Raw genomic sequence first — 14,756 nt, 5'->3', positions numbered from 1 at the left:
TGCTGTGACCAACAGCACCGGGCCCGCCCGCGTTAGCCGCGGTTAACCTGCTTCCCATGACCGTAACCCTCGAAGTAAGCGACAACGTCGGCACGATCCGGCTGGACCGTCCGCCGATGAACGCCCTGGACGTCGCCGTCCAGGACCGGCTGCGCGAGCTCGCGCAGGAGGCGACCCGGCGTGACGACGTGCGGGCCGTCGTCCTCTACGGCGGCGAGAAGGTGTTCGCGGCCGGAGCGGACATCAAGGAGATGCAGGCGATGGACCACGCGGCGATGGTCGTGCGGTCCAGGGCCCTTCAGGAGTCCTTCACGGCCGTGGCGCGCATCCCCAAGCCCGTCGTCGCCGCGGTCACCGGCTATGCCCTGGGCGGCGGTTGCGAGCTGGCGCTCTGCGCCGACTTCAGGATCGCCGCTGACAACGCCAAGCTCGGCCAGCCGGAGATCCTCCTCGGGCTTATCCCCGGCGCCGGCGGCACCCAGCGCCTGGCCCGCCTGGTCGGCCCTTCCCGGGCCAAGGACCTGATCTTCACCGGCCGCCAGGTCAAGGCCGAAGAGGCCCTGGCGATCGGCCTGGTGGACCGGGTGGTGCCCGCCGCGGAGGTCTACGAGCAGGCCAGAGCCTGGGCCGCCGGACTCGCGCAGGGGCCCGCGCTGGCGCTGCGGGCGGCCAAGGAGTCCGTGGACGCGGGGCTGGAGACCGACATCGACACCGGGCTCACGATCGAGCGGAACTGGTTCGCGGGCCTGTTCGCCACGGAGGACCGGGAGCGGGGCATGCGCAGCTTCGTGGAGGAGGGGCCGGGCAAGGCCGAGTTCTCCTGATCGAACGCCGGTTGCGTACACCGGGGCGCGCATTCATCCGTGCGGGCGGATTAGCTGGACCTTAAGGCAACCTTAAGGTCCAGCGCTCGAACCGTCCGTGCAATTACCCGGCCATCCGGCGTCCGTGCTGGTCGAAGTGGCTGCAGGGGTGCCCGTACTGCCTCTGGCATATGCCGGAGAACCAACCCGGAATGACTGGTTCCGGGAAAGGGATTCCGTCGGAACGGTCACGGAGAGCGTGCGGTGCGGCCATGATGGTGGGCATGGCGGGCCTGGAGGGTGTGGAACAGCCGCGACCGCGCAGCAGTGCGACCGCGGCGCGCTGGACGTCTGCTGTCGATGACGAACAGGCGTTCAAAGCACTGGAGTTGTTCGGTAATCCGACGGACGGCGAGGTGGTGCTGCCCTCCCGCCCGGAGTCCGCGGCGACGGCCCGTCGCATCACCTCGTGCGTGATGCTGCGCCAGTGGCAGCTTCCGCCGCAGACCGTCGAACACGGTGTGCTACTGGTCTCCGAACTCGTGGGCAACGCGGTCCGGCATACCGGCGCGCGGGTTTTCGGGCTGCGCATGCTCCGCCGTCGCGGCTGGGTCCGCATCGAGGTGCGCGATCCCTCGCGCGGCCTTCCGTGCCTGATGCCCGTCCGGGAGATGGATGTGAGCGGCCGGGGGCTCTTCCTCGTGGACAAGCTCTCCGACCGCTGGGGCGTGGACCTCCTGCCGCGCGGAAAGACCACCTGGTTCGAGATGCGCACCGCCGACCGCTGACACGCAGAAACCCCCGGGCGGCCGGGGTGCGGCACGTCGGGGGCTTCTGAGGGTGCCGTGGAATGAGGGGTGTGCCACGGCCGCTCGCGGGACCTGGCTCGGGTCGGAGGAGGTCGTGTCACCGACTATGGCAGACGGGCGACCCCGGGGCCAAAGTGTGAAAACGGTCAATTGCGTATAAATCAACGCCTTTCGTTTCTGAGTCATAGGTGCGATGGGTCACTCGCCTGGTTTTCTTTACACTTTCATCGCCTCTGCTGGGTAATTCATTGATTACCTCCTGAAGGCGTCCAGCCGAACATTTCGTATGTCCCGCCTTAACGTGTGGGGTGTCTCGGGAAGATCAGCGCCCGAACCGACCCGCGAGGTGGACGGCCATGGACGGTCGCAGGACACCGGTGACCCGCCGTGACGCGCTGCGCGCCGCCGCCGGGACACTCCTGACGGGTGCCGCCGCCGCAGGCTGCGCACGCGACGCACCCTCGCGCCCGGCGGCCGCCGCGGACGAGTCCCGCGCCCGCCCCGCCCGGAAGGCCCACGGCGCCGTACGCCCGGCCGCCGCCCCGCACCGCTTCCCCGGGCAGCCGGTCCAGGTCGCGCACGGTCCCCGCAGCCGTCCCCGTGTCGCCCTCACCTTCCACGGTCAGGGCGACCCCGTCCTCGCCCGCGCCGTCCTGACCGAGGCGGAGCGGGCCGGAGCCCGGGTCACCGTCCTGGCCGTCGGCAGCTGGCTCGACGAGCACCCCGGCATGGCGCGGCGGATCCTCGACGGTGGCCACGACCTCGGCAACCACACCCAGCGACACCTCGACATCAACGCGATGGACGAGGCGCGGGCCTACGCCGAGATCACCGGCTGCGCTCAGCGTCTGCGCAGACTGACCGGGTCCATCGGCACCTGGTTCAGGCCCTCGCGCGCCCAGTACGCGACCCCGCTCGTCCAGGATCTCGCGCGGCGAGCGGGATACCCGCACGTCCTGTCCTACGACGTGGACTCCCTCGACTTCACCTCGCCCGGAGTCCCGGCGGTCACCCGCAAGGTGGCCGGTGAACTCCGCAACGGTTCCGTGGTGAGCCTGCACTTCGGCTACCGGGACACCATCGCCGCCCTCCCCCTCCTCCTCACCGAAATCGACCGTCGCCAACTGCGCGCGGTGACCACCACGGAGCTGCTGACGTGATGCCTCCTTCCCCGCGCACCATCGCCGCCGCGGCCCTGCTGGTCGCCGCACTCGCCGCCTGCGCCGCCCCCACGGACCGGGCGCGGCCCGCCGCCTCGCGCACGGAGGCCGCCGCGCCGCCCGACAGGGCCGCGTCGCCTCCGGGGCTGCCAGGTATGCCGCCGGTGCTCGACCCCGCGGACATCTACGCGGCGGACCGGCCAGGGAAGCTGGCGCCGGCCGTCAAGGACTTCCCGTCCCGGGTGTACGTGCCCAACACGAACTCCAACACGGTCTCGGTGATCGACCCGGCGACGTACAAGGTGATCGAGACGATCCCCGTCGGCAACCAGCCCCAGCACGTCGTGCCGTCCTGGGACCTGAAGACGCTCTGGGTGAACAACGACCTGGGTGACAGCCTCACGGCCATCGACCCCGCGACCGGCAAGACCGGCCGGACGCTCGACGTCTCGGACCCGTACAACCTCTACTTCACACCCAACGGCAAGTACGCCGTGGTCATGGCGTCCATGGACCGTGAGCTGGTCTTCCGCGACCCGCACACGATGAAGACGGCCAAGGTGCTGCCGGTCGACTGCGCGGGCGTCAACCACGCGGACTTCTCCGCGGACGGGCGGTACTTCATCGTCTCCTGCGAGTTCTCCGGCGACCTCCTCAAGGTCGACACGGAGAAGATGAAGGTCGTCGGCCAGCAGAAGCTCCCCCAGCAGGGCGCGATGCCGCAGGACGTGAAGCTGTCCCCGGACGGCAGCACCTTCTACATCGCCGACATGATGTCGCACGGCGTGTGGGTCCTCGACGGCAAGGCCTTCACCGCGCCGAAGCTGCTGCCGACGGGCAAGGGGGCCCACGGGCTCTACGTCAGCCGGGACTCCCGGGAGATGTACATCACCAACCGGGGCGAAGGCTCCGTGTCGGTCTTCGACTTCGCGGCGGACCGGCTCACGAAGAAGTGGCACCTGCCCGGTGGCGGAAGCCCCGACATGGGCGGCGTCTCGGCCGACGGCAAGGTGCTCTGGCTCTCCGGCCGCTACAACGCCGAGGTGTACGCCATCGACACCCGGAACGGGAAGGAGCTGGCCAGGATCCCGGTCGGCAGCGGGCCGCACGGCCTGGCCGTCTACCCCCAGCCCGGCCGCTACTCGCTGGGCCACACCGGGGTCTTCCGCTGACGGCCGCCGCGGGGCCCGCCCGTCGGTCGCCCCCCGGATCGCCCGCCCGTGCCGCCGGATAATCTGACCTCCGTCAGCAACGCTTAACGAAGGGGCGGAACAGTGGCGGACATCGAGTCGGCACGCAAGGCATTCGAGCGCTTCGACCAGAACAGCGACGGCAGCATCACGGCCGCCGAGTACAAGAGCGCGATGGCGCAGCTCGGTGACCCCTACGTCACCGAGACCGTGGCCCAGGCCGTCATAAACGCGCACGACACCAACGGCGACGGCGAGCTCACGTTCGACGAGTTCTGGGCCTCGCAGAACAAGGCCTGACCGCACCGGACCGGCGATCGCCGGTCCGGTGCGGCGGCGGGGCCGCTCGATGTGGACCAGGCCGTCGATGGTGAGGGTGGGCCGGCCCTTCGTGCCCACCACCACGATCTTGACGCTGTGCGCGGCGGATCCGGACCAGGACTTCGTCCGGATCACCTGCCGGCACGCCGCGCTCGGGACTTCAGGTCCACCACCACCGTCGCCTCGACGCCGTCGGCGTACACCCGCCTGCCCTGAAGGCCGACGCCCGCGGGACACCACCCAGGCGGGGAAGGTATATGCCGCCGGGGCCGCATGATTGTGGCGGAAAACTGCCTATGTCTGCCTACTTGGCGACGGACGCGGCGCTCGCGGGAGTGCGGTTCAGCTCTCCGGTCCGGAGGGGTAGACGGTTTCGAAGGACGACCGGAACAGTTCCCGGACCTCGTCGTCGCCGAGCCCCTCCTCGCGCGCGAGGTGCAGCCACTCGTTCAGCTTGGTCCGCAGGGGCCACTCGGGTCCGGAATCCGGCCCGTTGAGGCTGCGCGTGATGAAGGTGCCCGCCCCCTGGCGCACCTCCGCCAGTCCGGCACGCTCCAGCTCCCGGTAGGCCTTGAGCGTGGTGTTCGGGTTGACCTTGGTGGTGGCGGCGACCTGTGCGGCTGTGGGCAGCCGGTCGCCCTCCTCCAACGCGCCCATGCGAAGTGCCTGTTCGACCTGACGGACTATCTGGAGATACGTCGCCACACCGCTGCGCCGGTCGACGCGGAACACGACCACTGGCATCACCTTCCGCTCTGATAGCGATACTTTACGTAGGGAATGGACCGGTGGCCTACAGGGGCCGCCTGGAACCGCGCCACAGGACGAACGCGACCATGGCGGCTGTCGCGGCGAGCAGGATGCCCGCGCCGGTCCACTGTATGGCGGACATCTGGTCGTAGCCGAAGTACTGGACGACGTTGTTGACGATGCCCTTCTCGGAGATGCATGCGTCCGCGGCCTTCTCGGTCGCCTTCGCGCACGAGCCCCATCCGTACAGATGGCCGTCGGCGCTGCCGATCCAGCTGTCCAGTTCGTACGCGCCGTCGAGACGCGCGGGGGGTGCGCCGTTCAGCGGGTACGTGAGGGTGCGCGAGGCGGCCAGGTGGTCACGCAGCACGCTCCACGCCACCTTCGCGGCGACGCAGAAGACGAAGGTCGCGACCATGGAAGCGAGGACCCGGCGCAGCAGGACGCCGATGGTGACACCCGCCGCGGTGAGGAACAGGGCGAGTGCCGGGAGGACCGGGCCCGTGGTGTCGAAAACCGAGGCGTCGTACCAGCTGTCGCCGAGGACCGAGCGGTGGGGCCGCCACCACCAGGTGAAGATCACGGAAAGGGTCACGGAGGCCACCAGGACGGCCAGGAGGCACCAGCCGAGCTTCGCGACGAGCCAGCGGCGGCGCGTCACGGACTGGGTGGTGACGAGCTGGGCGGTGCCCTGTTCCTGGTCGGCCGCGATCAGCGGGGCGCCGAAGAAGACGGCGAGGATGCCCGGCAGCAGACCGAGGAGCGTGGTGAGTCTGCTGTAGCCCTGGCCCACGACCGGCTGCGGCGGGGTCTTCCCGGGCCATCCGGCCGCGTGGAGCAGGTCGGTCAGCTGGGCGCGCTGATACAGGATCCAGAGTGATCCGAGCACCGTCAGCGCGAGGAGGCAGAGCAGTGTGACGCGGTGCTGGCGCAGCACGAGCCAGGTGAGCCCGCGCGTCATCCGGCGGGGCGCGGTCCGGGCGGTGGGTGCGCCGGTCAGGGTGGTGCTCATGCGGTCCTGGCCTCCTCGGGCTCTACGTGGGCACCGGGTGTGTAGAGCGCGGGCGCGTCCGGCGACCTCAGATGGGCGAGCAGCACTTCCTCCAGGCTGGGCTCGGCGACCTGCCAGTCCCCCTGCAGCGGGCCGTTCGGCCGGATCAGGGCCTGGAACTGCCGCCCCTGCACCCGGTTCTCGATGACCGTGTGGGCGGCGAGCGTGTCGGGGAGTGCGCCGTCGCGGGTCACTCCGGTCACCAGCGCGTGGGCCGGGACCAGCGCGTCGGCGTCACCGGCCATCCGGATCCGGCCTCCCGCGACGACCAGCAGGTAGTCGCACATGTCCTCCAGCTCGGCGAGCATGTGTGAGGACATGACCACGGTGGTGCCGCGCTCGACGGCCTCCGCCATGAGGAGGGCGCTCATCTCGTGCCGGGCGAGCGGGTCGAGGTCCGACATCGGCTCGTCGAGCAGCAGTACGTCGGGCCGTTTGCCGAAGGCCAGCGCGAACGCGACCCGGGTGCGCTGACCGCCCGAGAGTGTCCCGATCGCCGCATCCATCGGCACGTTCCCCGAGCGCACGATCCGCTCGGCCGCAGCTCCGTCCCAGCCGGGGTTGAGCTCATCGCCCATCCGCAACGTGTCCGCCACGGTGAACCGCTTGAACAGCGGCTTGTCCTGCCCGAGGAAGGCGAACCGCGGCATCACGCCGGGGTCGCCCACCGGCACCCCGAAGACATGCAGTTCGCCCTCCGTCGGCTCCACCTGCCGGGAGGCGATGCCCAGCAGGGTGCTCTTCCCCGCACCGTTGGGTCCGACGAGACCGCAGATCCGCCCGGCGGGCAGCCGGAAGGAACAGTCACGCAGAGCCCAGCCGCGCCGGTAGCGCTTGCCCAGGCCGCGGGCCTCCACTGCCCAGGTGCTCGTGCCCGGGTTACTCGTTTCCACCACGCGCCTCACCTCAATTCCATGAATCAATTAATGGAATCATGGTCATGGGAAGGTGCGTCTGTCAACAAAGTGGCTGCGTCTCGCGGTGGCCGCGCCGGCGTAGGCGCCTGCGCCGTGTGACAGAGCTCACCGGAAGGGCGGGGGTCGGTCCCGGGAAGCCGTACGGGCCGGATCCGCGACGCGTGCGCGCGGCCACTCCGGCGCCCGCCCCCGTCGCGTCGTCCGTGAGCCGCCGGCGGAAGCCTGCGGAGACCCCGAGGGGCGTTACGGGGGGAGCGGGCCCAATCGGTTTGCCGGAAAAGGGCGTTCAGGCAATCTTCGAGGTCCGCGAGTCGGCCCGCGGCCGGTCCGTGCGCGAACTGTATGAGTGCAGTTCGCCCGTTGTCCGCCTTCTCCGTGTCCAATGACGGATGGTCGTGAGCGCGGTGGCTGTGATCCCGCGCGTCCACAGCCGTTTCGCCCTGGTGCACGCCCGGTTGGAGTTGGACAACGTTGTCATACCGTGTCGTCGTCTGCTGGACCGTGCGTGCGTATCGCGACGCTGGAGAGGTTACGTGTCCATCAGATCCCATCCCGCCTTGCCCCGCACGGCCCTTCCGAGACCCGCGGGCCGGCATCGCCGACGACTGCGTGCCACGGTCGCCACCTTGCTCACCGGCGCGCTCGGCCTTGCCGCACTGGCGGGTGGCGGAGCGGCCGCAGCCGCTCCCTCTGCGACCACGTCCGCGGGGAAGTCCGGTGGCGCGGACTACACGAAGCTCGTCGACCCGTTCGTGTCGACCGCCGGCGACGACGGCAATGACCTGCCGGGTGCCCAGGCGCCCCACGGTCTCGCCAAGGTCAACCCGATGACCACGCCGGGCCGCAACCACACCGGGTACGACTACAACGAGAAGCAGATCGCCGGTTTCACCGCGACGAACCTCGACGGCGTGGGCGGCTCGGGAGGCGGTGGCGACCTGCTGGTCGTCCCGACCTCCGTGCAGTACGACAAGAGGCCTGTCCCCAGCACGTACGCGCACACCTACAGCCACGCCGACGAGACCGCGACGCCCGGCTCCTACCAGGTGGGCCTCGGGGCCGTCTCCGGGACCGGGTCCTCGGTGAAGCGTGAATCCGGCACCATCAACGCCGAGATGACCGCGACGACGCGCACGGCGCTCGAGCGGTACAGCTTCCCCGCCGGGGCGAAGCCCGAACTCGTCCTCGACCTGGCCAACAACTACACCAGCCGCACCCGCTCGACGATGAAGGCGACGACGCTCCCGGACGGGACCAGCTCGATCTCCGGACTCATCGCGGGATCGTTCAACGGCGCCGCGTACCAGCTGTACTACCACGCCACCACAAACGTCCCGGTGACCTCCCTGAAGAGCTGGGGCAGCGACGGCAAGCTGAGTGACGCGACCACACAGAACGGCTCCGACACCGGCGCAGTCCTCGGGTTCGACACGTCCGCGGCGAACGACGTCGAACTGCGCATCACCCTGTCGCCGATCAGCGCGGAACAGGCCGCGACCGACCAGGCCAACGAGATGGGCCACCTCACCTTCGACCAGGCGCGCGCCCGTACGAAGGCGGACTGGAACCGTGCGCTCGGCGCCGTGGCGGTGCGCTCCTCGGCGAAGTCCGACCCCGGGTCGACGCTCACCAAGGAGTTCTACACACACCTGTACCGCATGTACGCGCTGCCGGTGAACGCCACCAGCACCAGCGGTACGTACCGCGGAGCCGACGGGGCGGTGCACAAGGCGAACGGCTTCACGTACTACGACGGCTGGTCGACCTGGGACGACTTCCGCAAGTACTCCGTCGAGGCGTACATCGACCCGGCCACCTACCGGGACATGATCCAGTCGCTCGTCGAGCTCTTCGCCGACACGCGTACCTCGGGCAAGAGCCTCGGCAGCCTCACGCACTCGGTCCCGACCGTGCGCTGGGAGCGTTCGGCCGTGCTCGTCGCCGACGCTCTGTCGAAGGGCTTCAAGAACTTCGACCGGCTCGACGAGGCCTACCCGGCCCTGCTGTCGTACTCCGGCTACTACACCGGGGCGCAGCTGCGCCAGGGATACGTGACCGGTGACCCCGGCACGACCGTGCAGCGCGGCTACGACCAGTGGGCGCTTGCCGTCATCGCCGACGCGCTCGGCAAGAAGGACGACGCGAAGAAGCTGCGCACCCAGTCGACGATGGCGATCGACAACCTCGTGAAGTCCGGCGCCTGGACCGCGTCCGACGGCACGAAGGTCGGTCTGCTCACCCCGCGCGCGGCGGGCGGCGACTGGCAGAGCGCCGACTACGAGAAGTTCGAGGCGGCCGGTCTCTACCAGGGCACGCTCTGGCAGTACCACTGGTACGACGCGTACGACATGGACGGCCTCATCAAGGCCATGGGCGGCGCGAAGGCCGGCAAGGCCGCGGTCAGGCACATGTTCGGCGAGGACTCCGCCGTCGACGACGGCTCGACCATGCTGCACTCCAACGCGAACGAGATCGACCTCCAGGCCCCGTACCTCTTCAACTACGTCGGCGAGCCCAGCCTGACGCAGAAGTGGGTGCGCTCCATCTACACCGGCACCACCTGGAACCGCTACATCGCGACGGGCTCCTCGAACGAAGCCCCCAGCTCCGGCGGACAGTTCACCCCGCCGGTCAAGACACAGGTCTACAAGCTCTCCCCGAACGGATTCCTGCCGACGATGGACAACGACGCCGGCACCATGTCGACGATGTTCGTCGGCGCGGCGCTGGGCCTGTTCCCGGTCACCGCCGGTTCCAGCCAGTTCCAGATCGGCAGCCCGTTCTTCGACTCCACGACGATCACCTACGCCAACGGCACCCGGTTCACGGTGAAGGCCGACGGCGTCTCGCCGGACAACTACTACGTGCAGAGCGCGACCCTCAACGGCTCGCGGTTCGACGACACCTGGCTCGACTACTCCCAGATCATCTCCGGCGGAACGCTGGACTTCACCATGGGATCCAAGCCCTCCCATTGGGGCGCGCACACGAAGCCCGCGTACTCGCTGAGCACCAGCACGGGTGACGGCGGCACGGGGACGGGCAAGGGCGACACCGTCGTCTCAGCCCGCCCGGGAACCGTCTCCACGGCCGCGGACGGCAAGCTCGGCGGCAGTGTGCAGCTCACCCTCTCCGGACCGGCGTCGTTCGCCGCCCGCGCGGGAACCAGCCTCACCAAGACCGGTGCGGCGACCGTGACCGGCCTGCCGGGCGGTGTCACGGCGGACCTACGCGTCAGTGGATCGCGCACGGCGAGGCTCTCGCTGAACGGCAGCACGAAGGTCGACGCGCGCTTCGGCATCACCTTCCAGGACACGGCCTTCGCCCACGGTGTGCGGGCCTCGACCGTGCGCGGCACCGGGATATCCCCGACCGACCCGCTCCTGGTCTCCGCCGCCGCGGTACACCGCAAGACCCTCGGCGCACTCGTCGCCGAGGCGGCGCTGGTGCGCAGCGGCAACTACTCCGACGGCTCATGGAGTCTGTTCCGGTCGGCTCTCGAACGCGCGCGCACGGTCGTCGCGGACACCGCCTCCGCGACAGGCACGATCATGGCCGCGGACGACGCACTGCGGTCCGCCATCGACACACTCACCATCGACGAGGGCGGCTACGCCGTCCTGCAGGCCGAGGCCCCCGACCAGAAGGAGGGCCCCAGCCTGGTCAGCGAGCGGAACAACTCGGACGGCAACCTCGGTGGCGTCACCGAGGGATCGTGGGAGCGGTTCGACAAGCTCGACTTCGGCGGGGTAGCCCCGCGGAGCCTCTCGGTCCGCTACGCGAACTCGCAGGCCACGAACGCGAAGGCGAGCAGCGTCGACATCCACGCCGGGGCCGCCGACGGCCCCCTCGTCGCCACCGTCCAGCTCCCCGGAACCGCCGCCTGGCAGAACTACACCACGGTGCAGGCGGCGGTCACCGACGCGGACGCCCTGCTGGCCGCGGCCGGCGTGACGTTCGTGTTCCACGCCCCGTCCGGTCAGCAGTGGGTCTCCAACTTCGACTGGTACCAGTTCTCGCCGTACGACGTCACCTCGTCCCCGTCGACCGCGCTCGCCACGCTGACCGCGGCGAACAGCACGGACACCGGCGGCGGTTCGCTCCCGCTCAAGGTCTCCAACGGCATCTTCGAGAACGTGACGAACGGCGCGTGGGCCGAGTGGAAGGGCACCGACCTCCGCAACGGTGCCGACACCGTCACCGTCCGCTACGACAAGCCCCAGTCGCGCGCGGCATCGGACTCGCACATCGAGCTGCGCCTCGGTTCGAAGGGCGGCGCGAAGACCGTCTCCATCCCGCTCGAATACAGCGGATCGGGCTGGGGAACCACCGCCACCACGAGTGTGCACCTCGACCCGGCTGTCTTCACCGGCGTCCAGGACGTGTACGCCGACTTCGTCTCCGGCACGCACTCGGACGCGCAGCCCTACGTGGGCAACGTCCACTCGCTGGCCCTGACACAGGAGACCGACGCCCCCGTGGCGTTCGACGCCACGGCGTTCGTCTCCCACAGCGGCGGCGGGCTCAAGAGCGAGCCGGCCGGCTGGAGCGGCGCGGGTGCCGCCACCAGCCTCGGCGGTACCTACGACGGAGCCTGGCTGGACTACGGGGACATCGACTTCGGTACCTCCGAGAAGAGCATCGTGACGCTCACCTACGTCAACAACTCCGCCCGCTGCGGCACCGGCTCCGCCGTCCAGCTGTACCTGGACTCGTTCGACGCCGCTAGCCCCGGTACCCCGTACGCGACGGTGCCGCTGCCGGTCACGGGAGCCGCGTGGTCGTCGGGAGGGGCGACGAGCCTGGCACTGCCCACCGCGATCACCGGTAAGCACGCCGTCCACCTGCGGCTGACGACGAACCAGGACTCGTCGCACCCCTACGTCGCCAACCTCGGCCGGGTCAGCTTCAACCACGTCGACACGCCCGCGGTCACGGACAAGTCCGCCCTGCGCAAGGCGATCACCCAGTACGAGGCGCTGTCCGGCGACGCCGGGCGCTACGACGCGATCGGCTTCGGTGTGTACCGGCGCGAACTCGCCGCCGCGCGCACCACGGCCGACGCCGACGGCGTCACCCAGCTGGAGACCGACACCCGGACCCGCAGTCTCACCCTCGCGGCCAAGCAGCTGATCCCTCTCCCGAGGCTGAAGCTGGACGACCTCGTCACGACCGCGTCGGCCCGCGACAACGCGCGCTACACGGACGCGTCGTGGAGGGCGTTCACCAAGGCACTCGCCGAGGCGAAGACCGCACTCGCCGACGCCACGACGACGGACGCCGCCCTCACCGCACGCCACGACGCACTCGCGCACGCCGAGTCCGCTCTCGTCACGAAGCCCAGGACGGTGCCGGCCACACCCGGCGCGGTGTCGGCGACGGCGTCGGGCACGAGCGTGACCGTCGCCTGGTCCGCCCCCGCGGACACCGGTGGCTCCCCGGTCACCGGCTACAGGATCACCCTCAGCGACGGCCACGAGATCAAGATCTCCGACCCGGGCAGCCGGAAGGCGACGTTCACCTGGCTGCGGGCCGGCTCCTCGTACACCGCGCGCGTCCGGGCGGTGAACACCGTCGGCAGCTCCTTGCAGAGTGCCGCCACCGCGCCTGTGGTCATCGGCGGCGTCAAACCGCAGAAGCCCGTGGTGACGAGCGTGATCACCGAAGGCAAGCAGGTACGCGTGGACTGGCGTACGGCCGACACGGGCGCATTCCCGGTCATCGACTACACCGTGACCCTCGGCGACGGCACCACTGTGCACGTACCCACCACGATGAACACGGCACTGCTGACGGCCTCGGACAAGGCGAAGGCGCACACGGCCACCGTCACCGCGGTCACCCTGGCCGGAACCTCGGCCGACTCCACCACGAAGGCCCCTGCACGGGCCGCTGACCCGGCGTACGAGCCGTCGCCCTTCCCGGACGACACGCTGAACGCGGACTACGCGTCGGACAAGTGGCCGGGAGCCGGCAACGGGACCGACTACTTCCTCGGTCTGCTCAGCGGTGTGGAGGACCTCGGCACCGACGTCCTGGGCGCCAACGCCAAGATGGCCCGCGGCGCCGTGCCCACCGCTGAGAACGACCGGATCGCCGTGCGCATCAACAACGCGGCGACGCAGAAGGAGGTGGACCGCGCCGAGGTCGACGCGACGAACAGCTCCACCGTCACGATGGCCGACGGTCTGGGCTCCCGGCTCGGCCGGATCTACAGTGACGCCCTCGGAGGCGGCCGGCTGCCGAAGACCAGCGCTCTCTTCTCCCGCGTCACGAAGGGCCTCGACAAGGGCGGAGCGGCGAAGGACCACTTCGGATACATGCGCCCGTACGTGCGGCTCGGATTCGTCGGCGACGGCGGCAGCATCTACGAGTCGCAGGACGGCTCCTACGGCAGCCTCACCACCAGCGGTTCGTACCCCAGTGGCCACAGCTACGGTGGCTACGAGGCCGGGACCGTCCTCGCCACGCTCCTGCCGGAGCTGGCACCGTCGATCCTCGCCCGCACCTCGGAGTACGGGAACAACCGCATCGTCCTCGGGTTCCACTACCCGCTCGACGTCATGGGCGGCCGCATCAGTGCGCAGGCCACCGTCGCGCACCGCTGGGCCGACCCCGACTTCGAGAAGCTGCTGACGCAGGCCCACACCGAGATGGAGAACGTGCTGCTCGCGCAGTGCGAGAAGGAGGGATACGGCCACACGCTGGCCGCCTGCCAGGGCGACACCTACGCCGGCCTGAGCACGGACCAGCACGTCGACCTGTACACGCGCCGCCTGTCCTACGGGTTCTCACAGGTCGGCAAGTCCGGGCAGACCATCAAGACGCCGTCCGACGCGGCCGCCCTGCTGATCACGGCCTTCCCGAAGCTCACCACCGCGCAGCGCACCCAGATCCTCGAGCGGACCGCGACGGACTCCGGGTACCCGCTCGACCTCACCGCGAAGGGCGGAGCGAGCTGGGAGCGCATCAACCTGGCCGCCGCGATGGCGGCGAAGGTGGTCGTCAACGCCGACGGCTCGGTCACGGTGAAGAACTTCTCGGACGCCACCGAGGGAAGTGTCGCCGACGCGAAGTCCATCAAGGTCGGAGGCATTTCGATCGACGGGTTCGACCCGGCTGTGTCCACTTACGTCGTGGACTGGCCGAAGAACAAGAAGATCCCGGCCGTCTTCGCCGTACCGGCTGGAACCGGCGCGCGGGTGAAGGTCACCGACGGCAGTTCGGTCCTCTCGTCGCCGGTGAGTCAGTTCACCACCCGCACGATCAAGGTGACCTCGGCCAACGGTTCGGTCACCCGGACCTACACGGTCGGGTTCCAGCCCACATCCCAGGACCACCGGCCGGGCCGGGCCGGTGGTCACCCCAAGGGGTAGTGCGACGACCACGTGACAGCCGGACCTGCCACGCCCCGTGAGGGCGCGGCGGGATCCGCTGAAGCACGGAAGGCGAGCCGCCACAGGCGAACGGCCCCTCCGAATGAACCGCATGGTTCGTGTGGAGGGGCCGTCGGTCTGTCGCACCGTCCCGGTCGCGTATACAGGGAAGACTCACCTTCAGGTGGGTACCCGAGCCGATCGGACCCCTGACCTGGGAACTACGGCGTCTCGCTGATCCTTATGGGCTCGGCCTGGGGCATCGCGGGCGGGCACTTCTTCACCTCTGACCCGAATCCGCAGGTAGTGGCGTGCTCGTGGGTCGTCAGCGGTCAACTTGCTTGATGCGGGGTGTTGTTGGGTTTCCGGCGTGTTGGTG

The 14,756-nt window shown here is 69.7% G+C and carries 9 protein-coding genes; 6 read left to right on the top strand and 3 right to left on the bottom strand.

Features of this window, described 5'->3' with window-relative positions; genetic code table 11:
* Positions 1-56 precede the first annotated feature (56 nt).
* From ACFU5K_RS21765 to ACFU5K_RS21745, 5 genes are all read left to right on the top strand, one after another.
* Positions 57-824, top strand: coding sequence for an enoyl-CoA hydratase/isomerase family protein (locus ACFU5K_RS21765; protein ID WP_384064176.1), 768 nt, complete (start codon positions 57-59; stop codon positions 822-824).
* A 251-nt stretch (positions 825-1,075) separates the two neighbouring features.
* Positions 1,076-1,591 carry an ATP-binding protein gene (locus ACFU5K_RS21760; protein WP_384064173.1) on the top strand — a complete coding sequence of 172 codons (516 nt, stop codon included), beginning with the start codon at positions 1,076-1,078 and terminating at the stop codon, positions 1,589-1,591.
* Positions 1,592-1,968: 377 nt separating this feature from the next.
* Positions 1,969-2,772: a polysaccharide deacetylase family protein gene (locus ACFU5K_RS21755; protein WP_384064170.1), complete on the top strand. Its 804-nt coding sequence runs from the start codon at positions 1,969-1,971 to the stop codon at positions 2,770-2,772.
* The gene (locus ACFU5K_RS21750; RefSeq protein WP_384064167.1) at positions 2,772-3,944 is read left to right on the top strand and encodes a beta-propeller fold lactonase family protein; all 1,173 of its coding nucleotides are present in this window, start codon (positions 2,772-2,774) and stop codon (positions 3,942-3,944) included. The genes ACFU5K_RS21755 and ACFU5K_RS21750 overlap by 1 nt, the downstream gene beginning before the upstream one ends.
* Positions 3,945-4,046: 102 nt before the next feature.
* Positions 4,047-4,262 carry an EF-hand domain-containing protein gene (locus ACFU5K_RS21745; protein ID WP_327114431.1) on the top strand — a complete coding sequence of 72 codons (216 nt, stop codon included), beginning with the start codon at positions 4,047-4,049 and terminating at the stop codon, positions 4,260-4,262.
* A 363-nt stretch (positions 4,263-4,625) separates the two neighbouring features.
* Here the strand turns inward: ACFU5K_RS21745 and ACFU5K_RS21740 are convergent, their stop codons facing one another.
* The 3 genes from ACFU5K_RS21740 to ACFU5K_RS21730 are packed head-to-tail and all read right to left on the bottom strand — an operon-like array spanning position 4,626 to position 6,980.
* Positions 4,626-5,027, bottom strand: a complete 402-nt coding sequence (locus tag ACFU5K_RS21740; protein WP_384064165.1) for a GntR family transcriptional regulator — start codon at positions 5,025-5,027, stop codon at positions 4,626-4,628.
* A gap of 49 nt (positions 5,028-5,076) precedes the next feature.
* Positions 5,077-6,045, bottom strand: coding sequence for an ABC transporter permease subunit (locus tag ACFU5K_RS21735; protein WP_384064162.1), 969 nt, complete (start codon positions 6,043-6,045; stop codon positions 5,077-5,079).
* The gene (locus tag ACFU5K_RS21730) at positions 6,042-6,980 is read right to left on the bottom strand and encodes an ABC transporter ATP-binding protein (RefSeq protein WP_384064161.1); all 939 of its coding nucleotides are present in this window, start codon (positions 6,978-6,980) and stop codon (positions 6,042-6,044) included. The genes ACFU5K_RS21735 and ACFU5K_RS21730 overlap by 4 nt, the downstream gene beginning before the upstream one ends.
* 647 nt (positions 6,981-7,627) lie before the next feature.
* On the opposite strand from ACFU5K_RS21730, the gene ACFU5K_RS21725 reads away from it, so the two are divergent.
* Positions 7,628-14,377: a glycoside hydrolase domain-containing protein gene (locus ACFU5K_RS21725; RefSeq protein WP_384064158.1), complete on the top strand. Its 6,750-nt coding sequence runs from the start codon at positions 7,628-7,630 to the stop codon at positions 14,375-14,377.
* Positions 14,378-14,756: the final 379 nt, after the last annotated feature.

It is taken from the genome of Streptomyces sp. NPDC057428 (assembly GCF_042803195.1).
GTDB lineage: Bacteria > Actinomycetota > Actinomycetes > Streptomycetales > Streptomycetaceae > Streptomyces.
The sequence above is the reverse complement of the archived record's forward strand: the minus strand, read 5'-3'. Positions and strand labels throughout refer to the sequence as shown.

Bases quoted from the DNA above. Each gene is read 5' to 3' on its own strand.
- ACFU5K_RS21760 (WP_384064173.1), top strand. From the start codon at position 1,076: ATGATGGTGGGCATGGCGGGCCTGGAGGGTGTGGAACAGCCGCGACCG.
- ACFU5K_RS21765 (WP_384064176.1), top strand. From the start codon at position 57: ATGACCGTAACCCTCGAAGTAAGCGACAACGTCGGCACGATCCGGCTG.
- ACFU5K_RS21750 (WP_384064167.1), top strand. From the start codon at position 2,772: ATGCCTCCTTCCCCGCGCACCATCGCCGCCGCGGCCCTGCTGGTCGCC.
- ACFU5K_RS21735 (WP_384064162.1), bottom strand. From the start codon at position 6,045: ATGAGCACCACCCTGACCGGCGCACCCACCGCCCGGACCGCGCCCCGC.
- ACFU5K_RS21740 (WP_384064165.1), bottom strand. From the start codon at position 5,027: ATGCCAGTGGTCGTGTTCCGCGTCGACCGGCGCAGCGGTGTGGCGACG.
- ACFU5K_RS21755 (WP_384064170.1), top strand. From the start codon at position 1,969: ATGGACGGTCGCAGGACACCGGTGACCCGCCGTGACGCGCTGCGCGCC.